The organism is Streptomyces sp. NPDC001970 (assembly GCF_053594115.1).
In genome coordinates this window covers 156,778-170,810 of record NZ_JBSFDW010000008.1, presented here as the reverse complement: position 1 = coordinate 170,810, position 14,033 = coordinate 156,778, and the positions used below count along the sequence as shown (strand labels likewise).

The 14,033-nt window shown below is 69.7% G+C and carries 13 protein-coding genes; 4 read left to right on the top strand and 9 right to left on the bottom strand.

All coding sequences use genetic code 11. The annotated features are described in order from the left end of the window. Window positions 1–26 precede the first annotated feature (26 nt). On the top strand, window positions 27–800 hold the full coding sequence (locus ACWCP0_RS13155; protein WP_351233563.1) for a response regulator transcription factor: 774 nt from the start codon (window positions 27–29) through the stop codon (window positions 798–800). On the opposite strand, the gene tamR is transcribed toward ACWCP0_RS13155, so the two are convergent. Then, entirely contained in the window at window positions 759–1,256 is a 498-nt protein-coding gene (tamR, locus tag ACWCP0_RS13150; protein ID WP_451078904.1) for a MarR family transcriptional regulator TamR, read from the bottom strand. The two genes, ACWCP0_RS13155 and tamR, sit on opposite strands and share 42 nt — an antisense overlap. A 131-nt stretch (window positions 1,257–1,387) precedes the next feature. Between tamR and ACWCP0_RS13145 the strand changes: the two genes are divergently transcribed. Both ACWCP0_RS13145 and ACWCP0_RS13140 read left to right on the top strand, forming a co-directional pair. Further along, window positions 1,388–2,209 carry a trans-aconitate 2-methyltransferase gene (locus ACWCP0_RS13145; RefSeq protein WP_451078903.1) on the top strand — a complete coding sequence of 274 codons (822 nt, stop codon included), beginning with the start codon at window positions 1,388–1,390 and terminating at the stop codon, window positions 2,207–2,209. A gap of 18 nt (window positions 2,210–2,227) precedes the next feature. Then, window positions 2,228–2,602, top strand: a complete 375-nt coding sequence (locus tag ACWCP0_RS13140) for a VOC family protein (RefSeq protein ID WP_451078902.1) — start codon at window positions 2,228–2,230, stop codon at window positions 2,600–2,602. Between the two features lie 110 nt (window positions 2,603–2,712). On the opposite strand, the gene ACWCP0_RS13135 is transcribed toward ACWCP0_RS13140, so the two are convergent. From ACWCP0_RS13135 to ACWCP0_RS13125, 3 genes are all read right to left on the bottom strand, one after another. Continuing rightward, on the bottom strand, window positions 2,713–4,392 hold the full coding sequence (locus tag ACWCP0_RS13135) for an FG-GAP-like repeat-containing protein (RefSeq protein WP_451078901.1): 1,680 nt from the start codon (window positions 4,390–4,392) through the stop codon (window positions 2,713–2,715). 333 nt (window positions 4,393–4,725) lie between these two features. Next, window positions 4,726–5,400: a TetR family transcriptional regulator gene (locus ACWCP0_RS13130; protein WP_451078900.1), complete on the bottom strand. Its 675-nt coding sequence runs from the start codon at window positions 5,398–5,400 to the stop codon at window positions 4,726–4,728. Further along, window positions 5,397–6,377, bottom strand: coding sequence for an acyl-CoA desaturase (locus ACWCP0_RS13125; protein WP_451078899.1), 981 nt, complete (start codon window positions 6,375–6,377; stop codon window positions 5,397–5,399). The genes ACWCP0_RS13130 and ACWCP0_RS13125 overlap by 4 nt, the downstream gene beginning before the upstream one ends. Window positions 6,378–6,592: 215 nt before the next feature. On the opposite strand from ACWCP0_RS13125, the gene ppc reads away from it, so the two are divergent. Then, entirely contained in the window at window positions 6,593–9,322 is a 2,730-nt protein-coding gene (gene ppc / locus ACWCP0_RS13120; protein WP_451078898.1) for a phosphoenolpyruvate carboxylase, read from the top strand. Between the two features lie 135 nt (window positions 9,323–9,457). On the opposite strand, the gene ACWCP0_RS13115 is transcribed toward ppc, so the two are convergent. The 5 genes from ACWCP0_RS13115 to glmU form a co-directional block, all read right to left on the bottom strand. Next, window positions 9,458–9,928 (bottom strand): hypothetical protein, encoded by a 471-nt coding sequence (locus ACWCP0_RS13115; RefSeq protein WP_451078897.1) that lies wholly within the window; start codon window positions 9,926–9,928, stop codon window positions 9,458–9,460. 65 nt (window positions 9,929–9,993) lie between these two features. Further along, window positions 9,994–10,590 carry an aminoacyl-tRNA hydrolase gene (gene pth, locus ACWCP0_RS13110; protein WP_451078896.1) on the bottom strand — a complete coding sequence of 199 codons (597 nt, stop codon included), beginning with the start codon at window positions 10,588–10,590 and terminating at the stop codon, window positions 9,994–9,996. A 100-nt stretch (window positions 10,591–10,690) separates the two neighbouring features. Then, window positions 10,691–11,293, bottom strand: a complete 603-nt coding sequence (locus ACWCP0_RS13105; RefSeq protein WP_451078895.1) for a 50S ribosomal protein L25/general stress protein Ctc — start codon at window positions 11,291–11,293, stop codon at window positions 10,691–10,693. 166 nt (window positions 11,294–11,459) lie between these two features. Continuing rightward, complete coding sequence (locus tag ACWCP0_RS13100) at window positions 11,460–12,434, bottom strand: ribose-phosphate diphosphokinase (protein ID WP_451078894.1); 975 nt, start codon at window positions 12,432–12,434, stop codon at window positions 11,460–11,462. Window positions 12,435–12,551: 117 nt separating this feature from the next. After that, window positions 12,552–14,000, bottom strand: a complete 1,449-nt coding sequence (gene glmU, locus ACWCP0_RS13095) for a bifunctional UDP-N-acetylglucosamine diphosphorylase/glucosamine-1-phosphate N-acetyltransferase GlmU (RefSeq protein ID WP_451078893.1) — start codon at window positions 13,998–14,000, stop codon at window positions 12,552–12,554. Between the last annotated feature and the right edge of the window lie 33 nt (window positions 14,001–14,033).

Below are 14,033 nucleotides of genomic sequence, written 5' to 3'. Positions count from 1 at the left end.
CCGGAAAAGCACAGCTGGGGGTGTCTGTGGTTCGTATCCGGGTCCTGGTGGTGGATGACCACCGAATCTTCGCCGAGTCCCTCGCCGCGGCGCTCGCGGCCGAGCCGGACGTCGACGTCGCCGCGGCAGGCAGCGGTCCGGCCGCGCTGCGCTGCCTGGAGCGCGCGGCGGCCGACGGCCGCAGATTCGACGTGATGCTCGTCGACGCCGATCTGGGCGTCGCCCCCGCACCGGCCGCCCCGGTCGTCGCGCGGGCCGTCCCCGACAACGGGGAGGGCGGTTTCGTGGACGGCATCTCCCTGGTGGCCGCGGTCCGTTCGGCCAGGCCGGCGGTCCGCTCCGTGGTGCTCGCCGAGAAGGACGACCCGCGCCGGGCAGCGCTCGCGCTGCAGGCCGGCGCCTCCGGCTGGGTCGCCAAGGACTGTTCGCTGCAGCGGCTGCTCACGGTGATCCGCGGGGTGCTCCGCGAGGAGACGCATCTGCCGCCCGCGCTGCTCACCGGCGTACTGCGGGAGCTGACCGCCGCGCGCAAGCACCGCACCGAGAGCGAGCGGCTCGTCGAGTCCCTCACCCCGCGCGAACGCGAGGTGCTGCGCTGCATGGTGGCCGGTCTCGGCCGCAAGGCGGTCGCGGAGCGCCTCTTCCTCTCCCCGCACACGGTCCGCACGCACATGCAGAACGTGCTGGGGAAGCTGGGCGTGCACTCCACGCTCGCGGCGGTGGCTCTGGCCCGGCGGGCCGGTGTGGGACCGGCGGAACTAGCCGGGGATGTTGTCGAACGGGGCGGTCAGCTGGCGTAGCAGCGCGGCCAGTTCGACGCGCTGGGCACGGGACAGCTCGCCAAGGATCGCGCGCTCCTGGGCGAGCAGTCCGGCGAGCGCCTGGTCGGCACGGTCGCGGCCCTCGGGGGTGAGGCGCACCAGCACCCCGCGCCGGTCGCTCGGGTCGGGCAGCCGCTCGACCAGACCCTTCTTGGCGAGCCGGTCGATCCGGTTGGTCATCGTGCCGGAGGTCACCAGGGTCTGCGTCAGCAACTGGCCGGGGGAGAGCTGATACGGAGCGCCCGCGCGCCGCAGCGACGTCAGGACGTCGAACTCCCAGGGCTCCAGGTTGTGCTCGGAGAACGCGAGCCGACGGGCGCGGTCGAGATGCCGGGCCAGCCTGGAGACACGGCTGAGCACCTCGAGCGGTTCCACGTCGAGGTCGGGGCGCTCGCGGCGCCATGCAGCAACCAGTCGGTCGACCTCGTCCTCCATGTCGATCAGTGTAGAGGGTCTGTCGACATGAAGTCTCTTGACGTCAAGATATATTTCGATGGACTATTGGGCATGGTCGGGCCGGAACCTCGTTCCGCTTGCCTGCACCGTTCCAGTAAGGGGGCTCGAACATGCATTCCGCACCAACCTGGGATCCACAGCAGTACCTCCGTCACTCCGGCCACAGGACCCGCCCGTTTCTCGACCTTCTCGCCCGGATACCCGAGCTGCCGCACGGCACTCGTTCCCCGCGCATCGCCGACCTCGGCTGCGGGCCGGGCAATGTGACCGTCCTTCTCGCCGACCGCTGGCCCGACGCCCGTATCACCGGCTTCGACCTCTCCCCGGAGATGCTCGCCCGGGCCGAGAAGGAGTACGCGGGCACCACCTCCGGCGGCGGCTGGCTCGACTTCCGCCCCGCCGACGCGGCGCACTGGACGCCCGACGAGCCGTACGACCTGATCGTCTCCAACGCCGCACTGCAATGGGTGCCCAACCACCCCGAGTCGCTCCCCACCTGGATCGAGGGCCTCGCGCCCGGCGGCACGTTCGCCTTCCAGGTCCCGGGGAACTTCACCTCACCCAGCCACGCCCTGCTCGGCGAACTCTGCGACACGCCCCAGTGGCGCGACCGCCTCGCCGACCAGGGCCGCCGCTTCGTCCATGTCCTGGAACCCGCCGACTACCTCATGCGGCTCGCCGACCTCGGCTGCGCGACGGACGTCTGGGAGACGACGTACTCCCAACTCCTCGCCGGCGAGGACCCCGTGCTGGACTGGGTGAAGGGGACGGCGCTGCGGCCGGTCCTCACCGCCCTGGAGGGGGAAGACGCCGCGATCGAGGAGTTCCTCGGCCAGTACCGCGATCTGCTCCGCAAGGCCTATCCGGCCGGGCCGCACGGAACGGTGTTCCCGTTCCGCCGCATCTTCGCCGTGGCCCGCAAACCGCAGTAGACACGAGAGGGGGAACCGGTGCTGACCGCAGTCGACCACGTTCAGCTCGCCGCGCCGCCGGGCACCGAGGATGCCCTGCGCGCCTATTACGCCGATGCCCTCGGCATGACCGAGATCCCCAAGCCCCCGGCCCTCGCCGCCAACGGCGGTTGCTGGTTCCGGGCCGGGGCCGTACAGCTCCACATCGGCATCCAGAGTGACTTCCACCCCGCGAGGAAGGCCCACCCCGGCCTGCGCGTCAGCGGCATCGAGGCGTATGCCGACCGCCTCGCATCCCGCGGCGCGAAGGTCGTCTGGGACCGCGAGCTCCCGGGCCACCGGCGCTTCTTCTCCGAGGACCCGGTCGGCAACCGGCTGGAGTTCCTGGAGCCGGACGCCGAGCAGGCGCCATGACCGGTTCACCCGGTTCAACCGCCCGGTCGGCGACCGGCCGGTCCCGTAGGAGGGACCGGGCCGACCGCCGACCGGGTCGTGCCGACGATGCTCGTCAGTGCGTCAGTGCGTCAGTGCAGGCCGGCGTAGGTGTTCCAGCCGGGGCCGATCTTCACGCGTGCCTTGAACGAGCCGGTGCCGTTGGCGGAGTACCGCCACAGCGTTCCCGCGGAGTCCGTCGCGAGCAGGTCCGCCCGCCCGTCACCGTCGATGTCACCCGGGGCCTGCAGTTTGTTGTAGGCGTTCCAGCCGGGGCCGATCTTCACCCGTCCCTTGAACGGCGCGGTGGCGCTGCCCGTACCCGCGTACAGATAGAGGTTGCCGCCGGAGTCACGGGCCACGATGTCCGCCCGGCCGTCCCCGGTGATGTCCCCGGCGCCGACGATCCGGTTGTAGATGCCCCAGCCGGAGCCCACGCTGACGCGGCTCGCGAAAGCCGTGCCCTCGCCGTTGCCGCGGTACAGGTAGAGCTGGCCGGAGCTGTTGCGCGCCAGCAGGTCGCCCTTGCCGTCGCCGCTCAGGTCGCCGGGGGCGAGGAGGCTGTTGTACTGGCCCCAGCCGGAGCCGATGGCGTAGGGCCCGCCGTCGCTTCCGGCGAGCTGGTAGTTGTAGAGCGTGCCGTCGAACACCTCGAGCAGATCGGCCTGGCCGTCGATGTCCAGCGACGAGGTGAAGACGAGCTTCCCGGCCCCTGCCCAGCCACCCGTGTCGCTCACCTGCTCGCGAGGGCTGAGCAGTCCGTTGTTCAGCGACCAGTACCAGAACAGCGTGCCCTTGGTGTCGAGCGCGAGCACCTCGCCCTTGCCGACCTCGGGGTTCCCGCCGGAGGAGGCGAACAGGGTCGCCACGTTCCAGCCCGTCCCCCACTCCACGCGCGGGGCCAGCAGTCCGGACCCCGTGGAGATGTACACGTACAGCGTGCCGTTGTGCGTCCGGGCGACGAGATCCGCCAGACCGTCGCCGTCGATGTCGTCGACGGTGAGGAGCTGGTTGTAGATCGCCCAGCCGCCGCCGACCTTGACGCGGGCCGCGAACGGCGCCGCCGTGTTGCCCGTGCCGGCGTAGAAGTACAGATCGCCGCCGGGCGTACGCGCGAACAGATCGCCGATGCCGTCGCCGTTGACATCGTTGGCACCGACGAGCTGGTCGTACACGCCCCAGCCGGTGCCGACCTTCACACGCGGCGCGAAGGGCTCCACGAGCGAGCCGTTCGTCGTGTACAGATACAGCTCTCCGCCGGGCGTGCGTGCCAGCAGGTCCATCCTGCCGTCGCCGCTCACATCGCCGGGAACGGTGAGCTTGTTGTAGCCCTGCCAGCCCTTGCCCTGCCACACGGCGGGGCTCGCGCCGGTCGCGTCGTAGGACTCGTGGGTCGACAGCACGCCGTACGCGGAGAGCGTCAGCAGGTCGGACCTGCCGTTGGCGTCCAGGTCGCCGATCGGCAGGATGTCCTTGAGCTTCTCGTCCGGGGCGCCATAGATGCCGTACTCGTTCTCGGTGTCCGAGTTGGACGGCGAGAGATACACGACGTCGTTGATGGCGCGGTAGAGGAGTTCGGTCTCGCCGTCGCCGTTCACATCGAAACGGGGCGTGAGCGGGCCCGCCGCGGCCGCCCCGGCGGAGCGGCCCTCCCGCTGTGCGGGGCGCGTCCAGGGCGTGAGCTCGGGCGCCGTGAAGTCGGGCGTGGCCCGCTCGACCGTCCTGTGCGGCGGCACCGGGGTGTCCGCCGACGCCTGGCCGGTCAGCACCATGCCGACCGAGAATGCGAGTGCAGTGCAGGCAGCGATCCGCCGGGCGCGTCTCATGCGCGCGCCGCCGGAGCGGCCGGATTCCACTGAAGTCAAGGCCCCCCCTGGGGATGAGTGGTGGATCCGGTCGAACGTGTCCGCAGAAGCTTCATCTTTGAACTAGATGAAGGCCGGACCGTTCCCGGGATGCCATGGACCCTACAAGGGGGGAATCTGCGAAAACAGGGGGTCGGAAGGCGAACAGGAGCTTACGAGAGGGGTGCGAGAACCAGGAGGAACCTGAGAAGACCGAGGAACCTCAGGGCCCAGTGCGACCGTGCGACCGACCGGACGGCCTCAGCTCTTGCGGTGCCCTATCAGCCGCGGCTTCTGCTCCAGACCGTCCAGACCGTGCCACGCCAGATTCACCAGATGCGCCGCGACCTCCGCCTTCTTCGGCTTGCGGACGTCCAGCCACCACTGGCCGGTCAGGGCGACCATCCCCACCAGCGCCTGTGCATACAGCGGCGCCAGCTTCGGATCGAAGCCGCGGGCCTTGAACTCCAGGCCCAGGATGTCCTCCACCTGCGTGGCGATGTCGCTGATCAGCGAGGCGAAGGTACCCGTCGACTGGGCCACCGGCGAGTCGCGGACCAGGATGCGGAACCCGTCCGTGTACTTCTCGATGTAGTCGAGCAGGGCGAACGCCGCCTGCTCCAGCAACTCACGCGGATGGCCGGCGGTGAGCGCGCCCGTCACTATGTCGAGGAGCTGACGCATCTCGCGGTCCACCACGACCGCGTACAGACCTTCCTTGCCGCCGAAGTGCTCGTACACCACCGGCTTGGAGACCCCGGCCTTCGCCGCGATCTCCTCGACCGACGTGCCCTCGAACCCCTTCTCGGCGAAGAGTGTGCGACCGATGTCGAGCAGTTGCTGGCGGCGCTCCGCCCCCGTCATGCGGACTCTGCGCCCGCGCCGGGGCTTGTCGCTGCTGCTGGTACCGCTGTCGATCGCCACGTCCTCAATCATGCCGCTTCTGCGGCCTCCGTCTTGCGCCGGGCTTCGATCCGGTCCGCGCTCGGCCAGCGCACGTCGTACGCCCAACCCAGCAGCTCGAACCAGCGGATGATCCGGGCGCTGGAGTCGATCTGCCCGCGCATCACACCGTGCCGCGCGCTGGTCGGGTCGGCGTGGTGCAGGTTGTGCCACGACTCGCCGCACGACAGCACCGCAAGCCACCACACATTGCCCGAGCGGTCACGCGACTTGAAGGGACGCTTGCCCACCGCGTGGCAGATCGAGTTGATCGACCATGTGACGTGGTGCAGCAGGGCGACGCGGACCAGGGAGCCCCAGAAGAACGCGGTGAAGGCGCCCCACCACGACATCGTCACCAGACCGCCGACCAGCGGCGGGATGGCGAGCGAGACGATCGTCCAGTAGACGAACTGGCGGGACACCGCCCGGATCGCCGGGTCCTTGATCAGATCCGGCGCGTACTTGTGCTGGGGCGTCTGCTCCTCGTCGAACAGCCAGCCGATGTGCGCCCACCACAGGCCCTTCATCAGCGCCGGGACCGTCTCACCGAAACGCCACGGCGAATGCGGGTCGCCCTCGGCGTCCGAGAACTTGTGGTGCTTGCGGTGGTCCGCCACCCAGCGCACCAGCGGGCCCTCCACGGCCAGCGACCCCATCACCGCGAGCACGATCCGCAGCGGACGCTTCGCCTTGAAGGAACCGTGCGTGAAATAGCGGTGGAATCCGATCGTGATGCCGTGGCAGCCGATGTAGTACATCGCCACCATCAGCCCGAGATCGAGCCAGCTCACGCCCCAGCCCCAGGCCAGCGGCACTGCGGCGAGGAGGGCGAGGAAGGGCACCGTGATGAACAGCAGCAGGGCGATCTGCTCGATCGAACGCTTCTTTTCGCCGCCGAGCGTGGCAGCAGGCAGGTCGGATTCGGACGGCTTCCGGGCGTCGTCGATCACATCGGGACTTGTGGTCATGGGGTGGCCCCTGTGGGGTGAGGAGTGCTGAGTGATCCGGGCTACGGATCCGTAACCTACGGCGTCGTAAGTATGGCAGCGCGACGCCTCGCGGCAAGAGGGCTGCGGACAACGGCGCGTGAACGGACACCTATCCTTGGTGGCGTCGGACAGCGCGGTCCGCAAGCCTCCGGAAAACCTCCAGACGTGCTCAAACGCTGCAAGGAGCCGCACCTGTGAGCAGTGCCGACCAGACCTCATTCGCCAGCGCGGAGCTGCGCTCCGACATCCGCCGACTGGGCGATCTACTGGGCGAAACCCTCGTACGGCAGGAAGGCCCCGAGCTCCTGGAGCTCGTCGAACGTGTACGAGCCCTCACCCGCACGGACGGCGAGGCCGCCGCCGAGCTGCTCGGGGACACCGACCTGGAAACCGCCACGAAGCTCGTCCGGGCGTTCTCCACGTATTTCCATCTTGCCAATGTCACCGAGCAGGTGCACCGCGGACGCGAGATGCGCGAGCGGCGCGCGGCCGAGGGCGGACTGCTCTCGCGCACCGCCGACATGCTCAAGGAGGCCGACCCCGAGCACCTGCGCGAGACCGTGCGGAACCTGAACGTACGGCCCGTGTTCACCGCGCACCCGACCGAGGCCGCGCGCCGGTCCGTCCTCAACAAGCTCCGCCGCATCGCCGAACTCCTCGAGACCCCGGTCATCGCCGCCGACCGGCGCCGGCACGACCTTCGGCTCGCCGAGAACATCGACCTCGTCTGGCAGACCGACGAGCTCCGCGTCGTGCGCCCCGAGCCCGCCGACGAGGCCCGCAACGCCATCTACTACCTCGACGAGCTGCACCAGGGCGCCGTCGGCGACGTCCTCGAGGATCTCGCCGCCGAGCTGGAGCGCGTCGGCGTCGAGCTGCCGCCCGGCACCCGCCCGCTCACCTTCGGCACCTGGATCGGCGGCGACCGCGACGGCAACCCGAACGTCACCCCGGACGTCACCCGCGAGGTGCTGATCCTCCAGCACGAGCACGGCATCACCGACGCGCTGGAGACCATCGACTCCCTGCGCGGACTGCTGTCCAACTCGATCCGGTACGCCGGAGCCACCGAGGAGCTCCTCGCCTCCCTCCAGAACGACCTGGAACGCCTCCCGGAGATCAGCCCCCGCTACAAGCGGCTCAACGCCGAGGAGCCGTACCGCCTCAAGGCCACCTGCATCCGCCAGAAGCTCGTCAACACGCGCAAGCGCCTCGCCAAGGGCACCGCCCACGAGGAGGGCCGCGACTACCTCGGCACCGCCGAGCTGCTGCACGACCTGACCCTCGTCCAGACGTCGCTGCGCGAGCACCGCGGCGCGCTGGTCGCCGACGGCCGCCTCGACCGCACGATCCGCACGCTCGCCGCCTTCGGCCTGCAGCTCGCCACCATGGACGTACGCGAGCACGCGGACGCCCACCACCACGCGCTCGGCCAGCTCTTCGACCGGCTCGGCGAGGAGTCCTGGCGGTACGCGGACATGCCGCGCGACTACCGGCAGAAGCTGCTCGCCAAGGAGCTTCGCTCGCGGCGGCCGCTGGCGCCGAGCCCGGCGCCGCTGGACGCCGCCGGAGCCAAGACCCTCGGCGTCTTCGCGACCGTCAAGGAAGCCTTCGAACGCTTCGGGCCCGAGGTCATCGAGTCGTACATCATCTCGATGTGCCAGGGCGCCGACGACGTCTTCGCCGCCGCCGTGCTCGCACGCGAGGCCGGGCTCATCGATCTGCACGCCGGCTGGGCCAAGATCGGCATCGTGCCGCTGCTGGAGACGACCGACGAGCTGAAGGCCGCGGACGTCATCCTCGACGGGATGCTCGCCGACCCCTCCTACCGGCGGCTCGTGTCGCTGCGCGGGGACGTCCAGGAGGTCATGCTCGGCTACTCCGACTCGTCGAAGTTCGGCGGCATCACCACCTCGCAGTGGGAGATCCACCGGGCACAGCGCCGGCTTCGCGACGTCGCACACCGGTACGGGGTCAGGCTGCGGCTCTTCCACGGCCGCGGCGGCACCGTCGGCCGCGGCGGCGGCCCCACGCACGAGGCGATCCTCGCCCAGCCCTGGGGCACGCTGGAGGGCGAGATCAAGGTGACCGAGCAGGGCGAGGTCATCTCCGACAAGTACCTGATCCCGTCGCTGGCCAGGGAGAACCTGGAGCTCACGGTCGCGGCCACGCTGCAGGCGTCCGCCCTGCACACGGCGCCCCGGCAGAGCGACGAGGCCCTCGCGCGCTGGGACGCGGCGATGGACACGGTCTCCGACGCGGCGCACGCGGCGTACCGGCGGCTCGTGGAGGACCCGGACCTGCCCGCGTACTTCTTCGCCTCGACGCCCGTCGATCAGCTCGCCGAGCTGCACCTGGGCTCGCGGCCCTCGCGCCGCCCGGACAGCGGGGCGGGCCTGGACGGGCTGCGGGCCATCCCGTGGGTCTTCGGGTGGACGCAGTCGCGGCAGATCGTGCCCGGCTGGTTCGGCGTCGGGTCCGGGCTTCAGGCCCTGCGGGACGCGGGCCTCGACCCGGTCCTGGAGGAGATGTACGGACAGTGGCACTTCTTCCGCAACTTCATCTCGAACGTGGAGATGACCCTCGCCAAGACGGATCTGCGGATCGCCCGGCACTACGTCGACACGCTGGTGCCTGAGCACCTCAAGCACGTGTTCGCCACGATCGAGGCGGAGCACGAGCTGACGGTGCAGCAGGTCCTGCGGGTCACGGGCGGGGAGAAGATGCTCGACTCCAACCCGGTGCTCCAGCAGACCTTCTCGATCCGTGACGCCTACCTGGACCCGATCTCCTACCTCCAGGTCTCGCTCCTCGCCCGGCAGCGCGAGGCGGCGGAGCGGGGCGAGCCGGCGGACCCGCTGCTGGCGCGCGCCCTGCTCCTGACGGTGAACGGCGTCGCGGCGGGCCTCCGCAACACGGGCTGACGCCCGGCCCCTGCCAGGAACACCGCCGCCCGGCGCCGGAAAGGCGCCGGGCGGTGTGTTCTCGCGTCCGGTGCTCCTCGGTGACAACCGGGTGAGTGCACTGCTCCGGTCACGGCCCCGCGCGGGCGGACCGGATCAGAGCGCGAAGAACGCGCCCACCAGCAGCGCACCGCCCGCCGCCGCCGTGCCCCAGGCGACCCGCGTCCACCGCAGCCCGCCGCCGATGACGCACGCGGCCAGGAGGAGCGCCCCGCCGAAGGGGACCCAGGCGTGGAGCGCACCAGGCCAGCCCGTGCGGACCACCTCGTCCGTGCCGGGCTTCACGACGACGGAGAGCTTCGCGCCCTTCGTGACGGCGACCGAGCGGTCGATCGTCATGCCGGCGCGGGACGCCTCGGGGCCCTCGGGGTCGTACGGACCCGTGCACGTCTTCTCGCCGCAGTCGGCGACGGTGAGCGTGCCGTGCTCGCGGCCCTTGGCGAGCAGGACGTGCTGGGCCGTGGACCAGGAGGACCAGGCTCCGGCGACGACGAGGAGCAGGACGACCAGCACCATGGCCGCACGCCGACCGTGGTCGACCATCCGGCCGGAGGAGTTCCGCTTCATGGGGCGCGATCCTTCGGCAATCGACCGCGCCGGGTCAACCTCAGGCCAGCGCTATGGGGGCCTTGTCAGGAGTTGTACGCACTCTGCGCCCGCTCCAGACCCTCCGTCACCAGACACTCCACCGCGTCCGCCGCCCGGTCCACGAAGTAGTCGAGCTCCTTGCGCTCCGCCGCCGAGAAGTCCTTCAGCACGAAGTCCGCGACCTGCATCCGCCCCGGCGGACGGCCGATCCCGAACCGCAACCGGTGATAGTCCGAGCCCATCGCCTTCGTCATGGACTTCAGCCCGTTGTGCCCGTTGTCACCGCCTCCCAGCTTCAGCCGCAGCGTGCCGTAGTCGATGTCGAGCTCGTCATGGATCGCAACGATGTTCGCCGTCGGCACCTTGTAGAAATCCCGTAGCTGCGTCACCGGGCCGCCGGAGAGATTCATGTACGACATGGGCTTCGCCAGGATCACCCGGCGGTTCGCAGGACCGGGAGCGCCGATCCGCCCCTCGACGACCTGCGCCTGTGCCTTCGTCGCCCGCTTGAACTTCCCGCCGATCCGCTCGGCGAGCAGCTCGGCCACCATGAACCCGACATTGTGGCGGTTCGCCGCATAGTCCGGCCCCGGATTGCCCAGGCCCACGACGAGCCAGGGGGCGGATGCGTCCGTCGTCATCTGCTGCATGTCTCCTTCATAGCGCCACCGCTTCATAGCGCCACCGCCCCCGCACCGGACGGTGCGGGGGCGGTGGCGAGTCGATCGGCTACCGGGAGGCTCAGGCCTCGGCGGCGACCTCTTCGCCCTCGGCCTCGGCCTCACCCTCGGCGGCCGGCTCCTCGGCCTGCGCGGCCAGGACCTGAAGGACGACGGTGTCATCCTCGACGGCCAGCGTCACGCCCTGGGGCAGCTGGACGTCCTTCGCCAGGACGGAGGCGCCGGACTCCAGGCCCTCGACGGAGACGGTGAACGACTCGGGGATGTGGGTGGCCTCGGCCTCGACCGGCAGCGCGTTCAGGACGTGCTCCAGCAGGTTGCCGCCCGGGGCCAGCTCGCCCTCGGCGTGGACCGGAACCTCGACGCTGACCTTCTCGCCGCGCTTCACCAGCAGCAGGTCGACGTGCTCCAGGAAGCCCTTCAGCGGGTCACGCTGCACGGCCTTCGGGATCGCCAGCTCCTTCTTGCCCTCGATCTCCAGCGCCAGCAGGACGTTCGGGGTACGCAGGGCCAGCAGCAGCTCGTGACCCGGCAGGGTCACGTGGATCGGGTCGACGCCGTGGCCGTACAGAACGCCCGGAACCTTGCTCTCGCGACGGATGCGGCGCGCGGCACCCTTACCGAACTCGGTGCGGGCCTCGACGGCGAGCTTCACCTCGGACATGTGCACTCCTCGTATGCAGAAACGAACGGTGGCCGTTACCCGGCCACGACTGGCCTGCTACGAAGAGCGCGTCGATAACGGACCGCCGTACCGAAACAGGTACGGCCTCCCTCGCCGAGCAACCCGATGAGTCTACCCGGAGGGAGGCCGCAGCCTAAATCGATCTCTACTGCTCCTCGAACAGGCTCGTCACCGAACCGTCCTCGAACACCTCACGCACCGCGCGCGCGATCGTCGGAGCGATCGACAGGACCGTGATCTTGTCCAGCTCCAGATTGTTCGGATCCGGCAGCGTGTTCGTGAACACGAACTCGCTCACCTGCGAGTTCTTCAGCCGGTCCGCCGCCGGACCGGACAGCACACCGTGCGTCGCCGTCACGATGACGTCCTCCGCACCGTGCGCGAACAGCGCGTCCGCAGCGGCACAGATCGTGCCACCCGTGTCGATCATGTCGTCGACCAGGACGCACACCCGGCCCGCGACATTGCCCACGACCTCGTGAACGGTGACCTGGTTCGCCACGTCCTTGTCACGGCGCTTGTGCACGATCGCCAGCGGCGCGTCCAGCCGGTCGCACCAGCGGTCGGCGACCCGCACCCGACCGGCGTCCGGCGACACCACGGTCAGCTTCGAACGGTCGACCTTCGCACCCACGTAGTCCGCGAGCAGCGGCAGCGCGAACAGATGGTCCACCGGGCCGTCGAAGAAGCCCTGGATCTGGTCCGTGTGCAGATCGACCGTGAGAAGGCGGTCCGCGCCCGCGGTCTTCATCAGATCCGCGACCAGACGGGCCGAGATCGGCTCACGGCCACGGTGCTTCTTGTCCTGGCGGGCGTAGCCGTAGAACGGGAGGATCACGGTGATGCTCCGGGCCGAGGCCCGCTTCAGCGCATCGATCATGATCAGCTGTTCCATGATCCACTTGTTGATGGGAGCCGTGTGGCTCTGCATCAGATAGCAGTCCGCACCACGCGCCGACTCCTGGAAACGAACGTAGATCTCGCCGTTGGCGAAATCGAACGCCTTGGTCGGCACCAGGCCGACACCCAGCTGGTGTGCGACCTCTTCGGCCAGCTCGGGGTGGGCGCGGCCGGAGAAGAGCATCAGCTTCTTCTCGCCGGTCGTCTTGATCCCGGTCACAGCACTGTCTCCTCAGACGTGTAGCTCTGCTGCTGATCCGCCCGTCCCTTGTGCGGCGAGCCAGCCGAATCATGTGCACGTATCACGGTACGCCGAGATTGACGCACCTGTTTCCGGTCAGCTCTCGCCGTTGAGCAGCTTCCCTGCCTCCGCGGCAGCCTGCGCAGCCGCGCTTCCCGGACGCTTGCGAGCCACCCAACCCTCGATATTCCGCTGCTGGCCACGGGCCACGGCGAGCGAACCGGGCGGCACGTCCTTGGTGATGACGGAGCCCGCCGCAGTGTACGCGCCGTCCCCGACTGTGACAGGAGCAACAAACATGTTGTCCGAGCCCGTCTTGCAGTGGGACCCGATCGTGGTGTGGTGCTTCGTCTCACCGTCGTAGTTCACAAAGACGCTCGCTGCGCCGATGTTCGTGTACTCGCCGATCGTCGCGTCACCGACATACGACAGGTGCGGCACCTTCGTGCCCTCACCGATCGTGGCGTTCTTCATCTCCACGTACGTACCGGCCTTCGACTTCAGGCCGAGCTTCGTACCGGGGCGCAGGTAGGCGTACGGGCCGACGGACGCCGACTCGCCGACGACCGCACTCTCGGCCACCGTGTTGTCGACCCGGGCACCCTTGCCCACCGTCGTGTCCTTCAGCCGCGTGTTCGGGCCGACCTCGGCGTCCTCCGCGATGTGCGTCGCACCCAGCAACTGCGTACCCGGATGGATCACCGCATCCCGCTCGAACGTCACCGTGACGTCCACCAGCACCGACGCCGGATCGACGACCGTCACGCCGGCCATCATCGCCCGCTCCAGCAGCCGCTCGTTCAGCAGCCTGCGCGCCTCGGAGAGCTGCACACGGTTGTTGATACCGAGAATCTCCCGGTGGTCACCCGCCACGGACGCGCCCACACGGTGACCGGCCTCGCGGAGAATCCCCAGCACATCCGTGAGGTACTCCTCGCCCTGGCTGTTGTCCGTACGGACCTTGCCCAGCGCGTCCGCGAGCAGCTGCCCGTCGAACGCGAACACACCCGAGTTGATCTCCTTGATCGCCCGCTCGGCCTCGGACGCGTCCTTGTGCTCGACGATCGCCGTCACCGCACCGCTCGCCGCATCGCGCACGATCCGCCCGTACCCCGTCGAGTCCGGCACCTCCGCCGTCAGCACGGTCACGGCATTCCCGTCGGCGGCGTGCGTCGCGGCCAGCGCCGTCAACGTCTCACCGGAGAGAAGGGGAGTGTCCCCGCACACGACGACCACCGTGCCCTCGGGCGTCCGCCCCAGCTCCTCCAGGGCCATCCGCACGGCATGCCCCGTGCCGTTCTGCTCGGCCTGGTACGCGGTACGCGTCCCCGCGTAGTGCGTGGCGAGGTGCTCCTTGACCTGCTCGCTCGCGTGGCCGACGACCACGACGAGCTGCTCGGGCTCCAGCTCACGGGCGGCGGACACGACATGCCCGACGAGCGAGCGCCCGGCGATCTCGTGCAGAACCTTGGGGGTCTTCGACTTCATGCGGGTGCCCTCACCCGCTGCGAGGACGACGACGGCGGCCGGGCGGTTGGCGCTCACGGAAATGCCCTTCGGCTTCGGTGCTTCGGGTGG

Coding starts and splice junctions, on each gene's coding strand:
- ACWCP0_RS13105 (WP_451078895.1), bottom strand. CDS start 11,293: ATGTCCGAGGTGAAGCTCGCCGTCGAGGCCCGCACCGAGTTCGGTAAG.
- tamR (WP_451078904.1), bottom strand. CDS start 1,256: ATGGAGGACGAGGTCGACCGACTGGTTGCTGCATGGCGCCGCGAGCGC.
- ACWCP0_RS13135 (WP_451078901.1), bottom strand. CDS start 4,392: ATGGTGCTGACCGGCCAGGCGTCGGCGGACACCCCGGTGCCGCCGCAC.
- pth (WP_451078896.1), bottom strand. CDS start 10,590: ATGACGACGGACGCATCCGCCCCCTGGCTCGTCGTGGGCCTGGGCAAT.
- ACWCP0_RS13130 (WP_451078900.1), bottom strand. CDS start 5,400: ATGATTGAGGACGTGGCGATCGACAGCGGTACCAGCAGCAGCGACAAG.
- ACWCP0_RS13115 (WP_451078897.1), bottom strand. CDS start 9,928: ATGAAGCGGAACTCCTCCGGCCGGATGGTCGACCACGGTCGGCGTGCG.
- ACWCP0_RS13145 (WP_451078903.1), top strand. CDS start 1,388: ATGCATTCCGCACCAACCTGGGATCCACAGCAGTACCTCCGTCACTCC.
- ACWCP0_RS13125 (WP_451078899.1), bottom strand. CDS start 6,377: ATGACCACAAGTCCCGATGTGATCGACGACGCCCGGAAGCCGTCCGAA.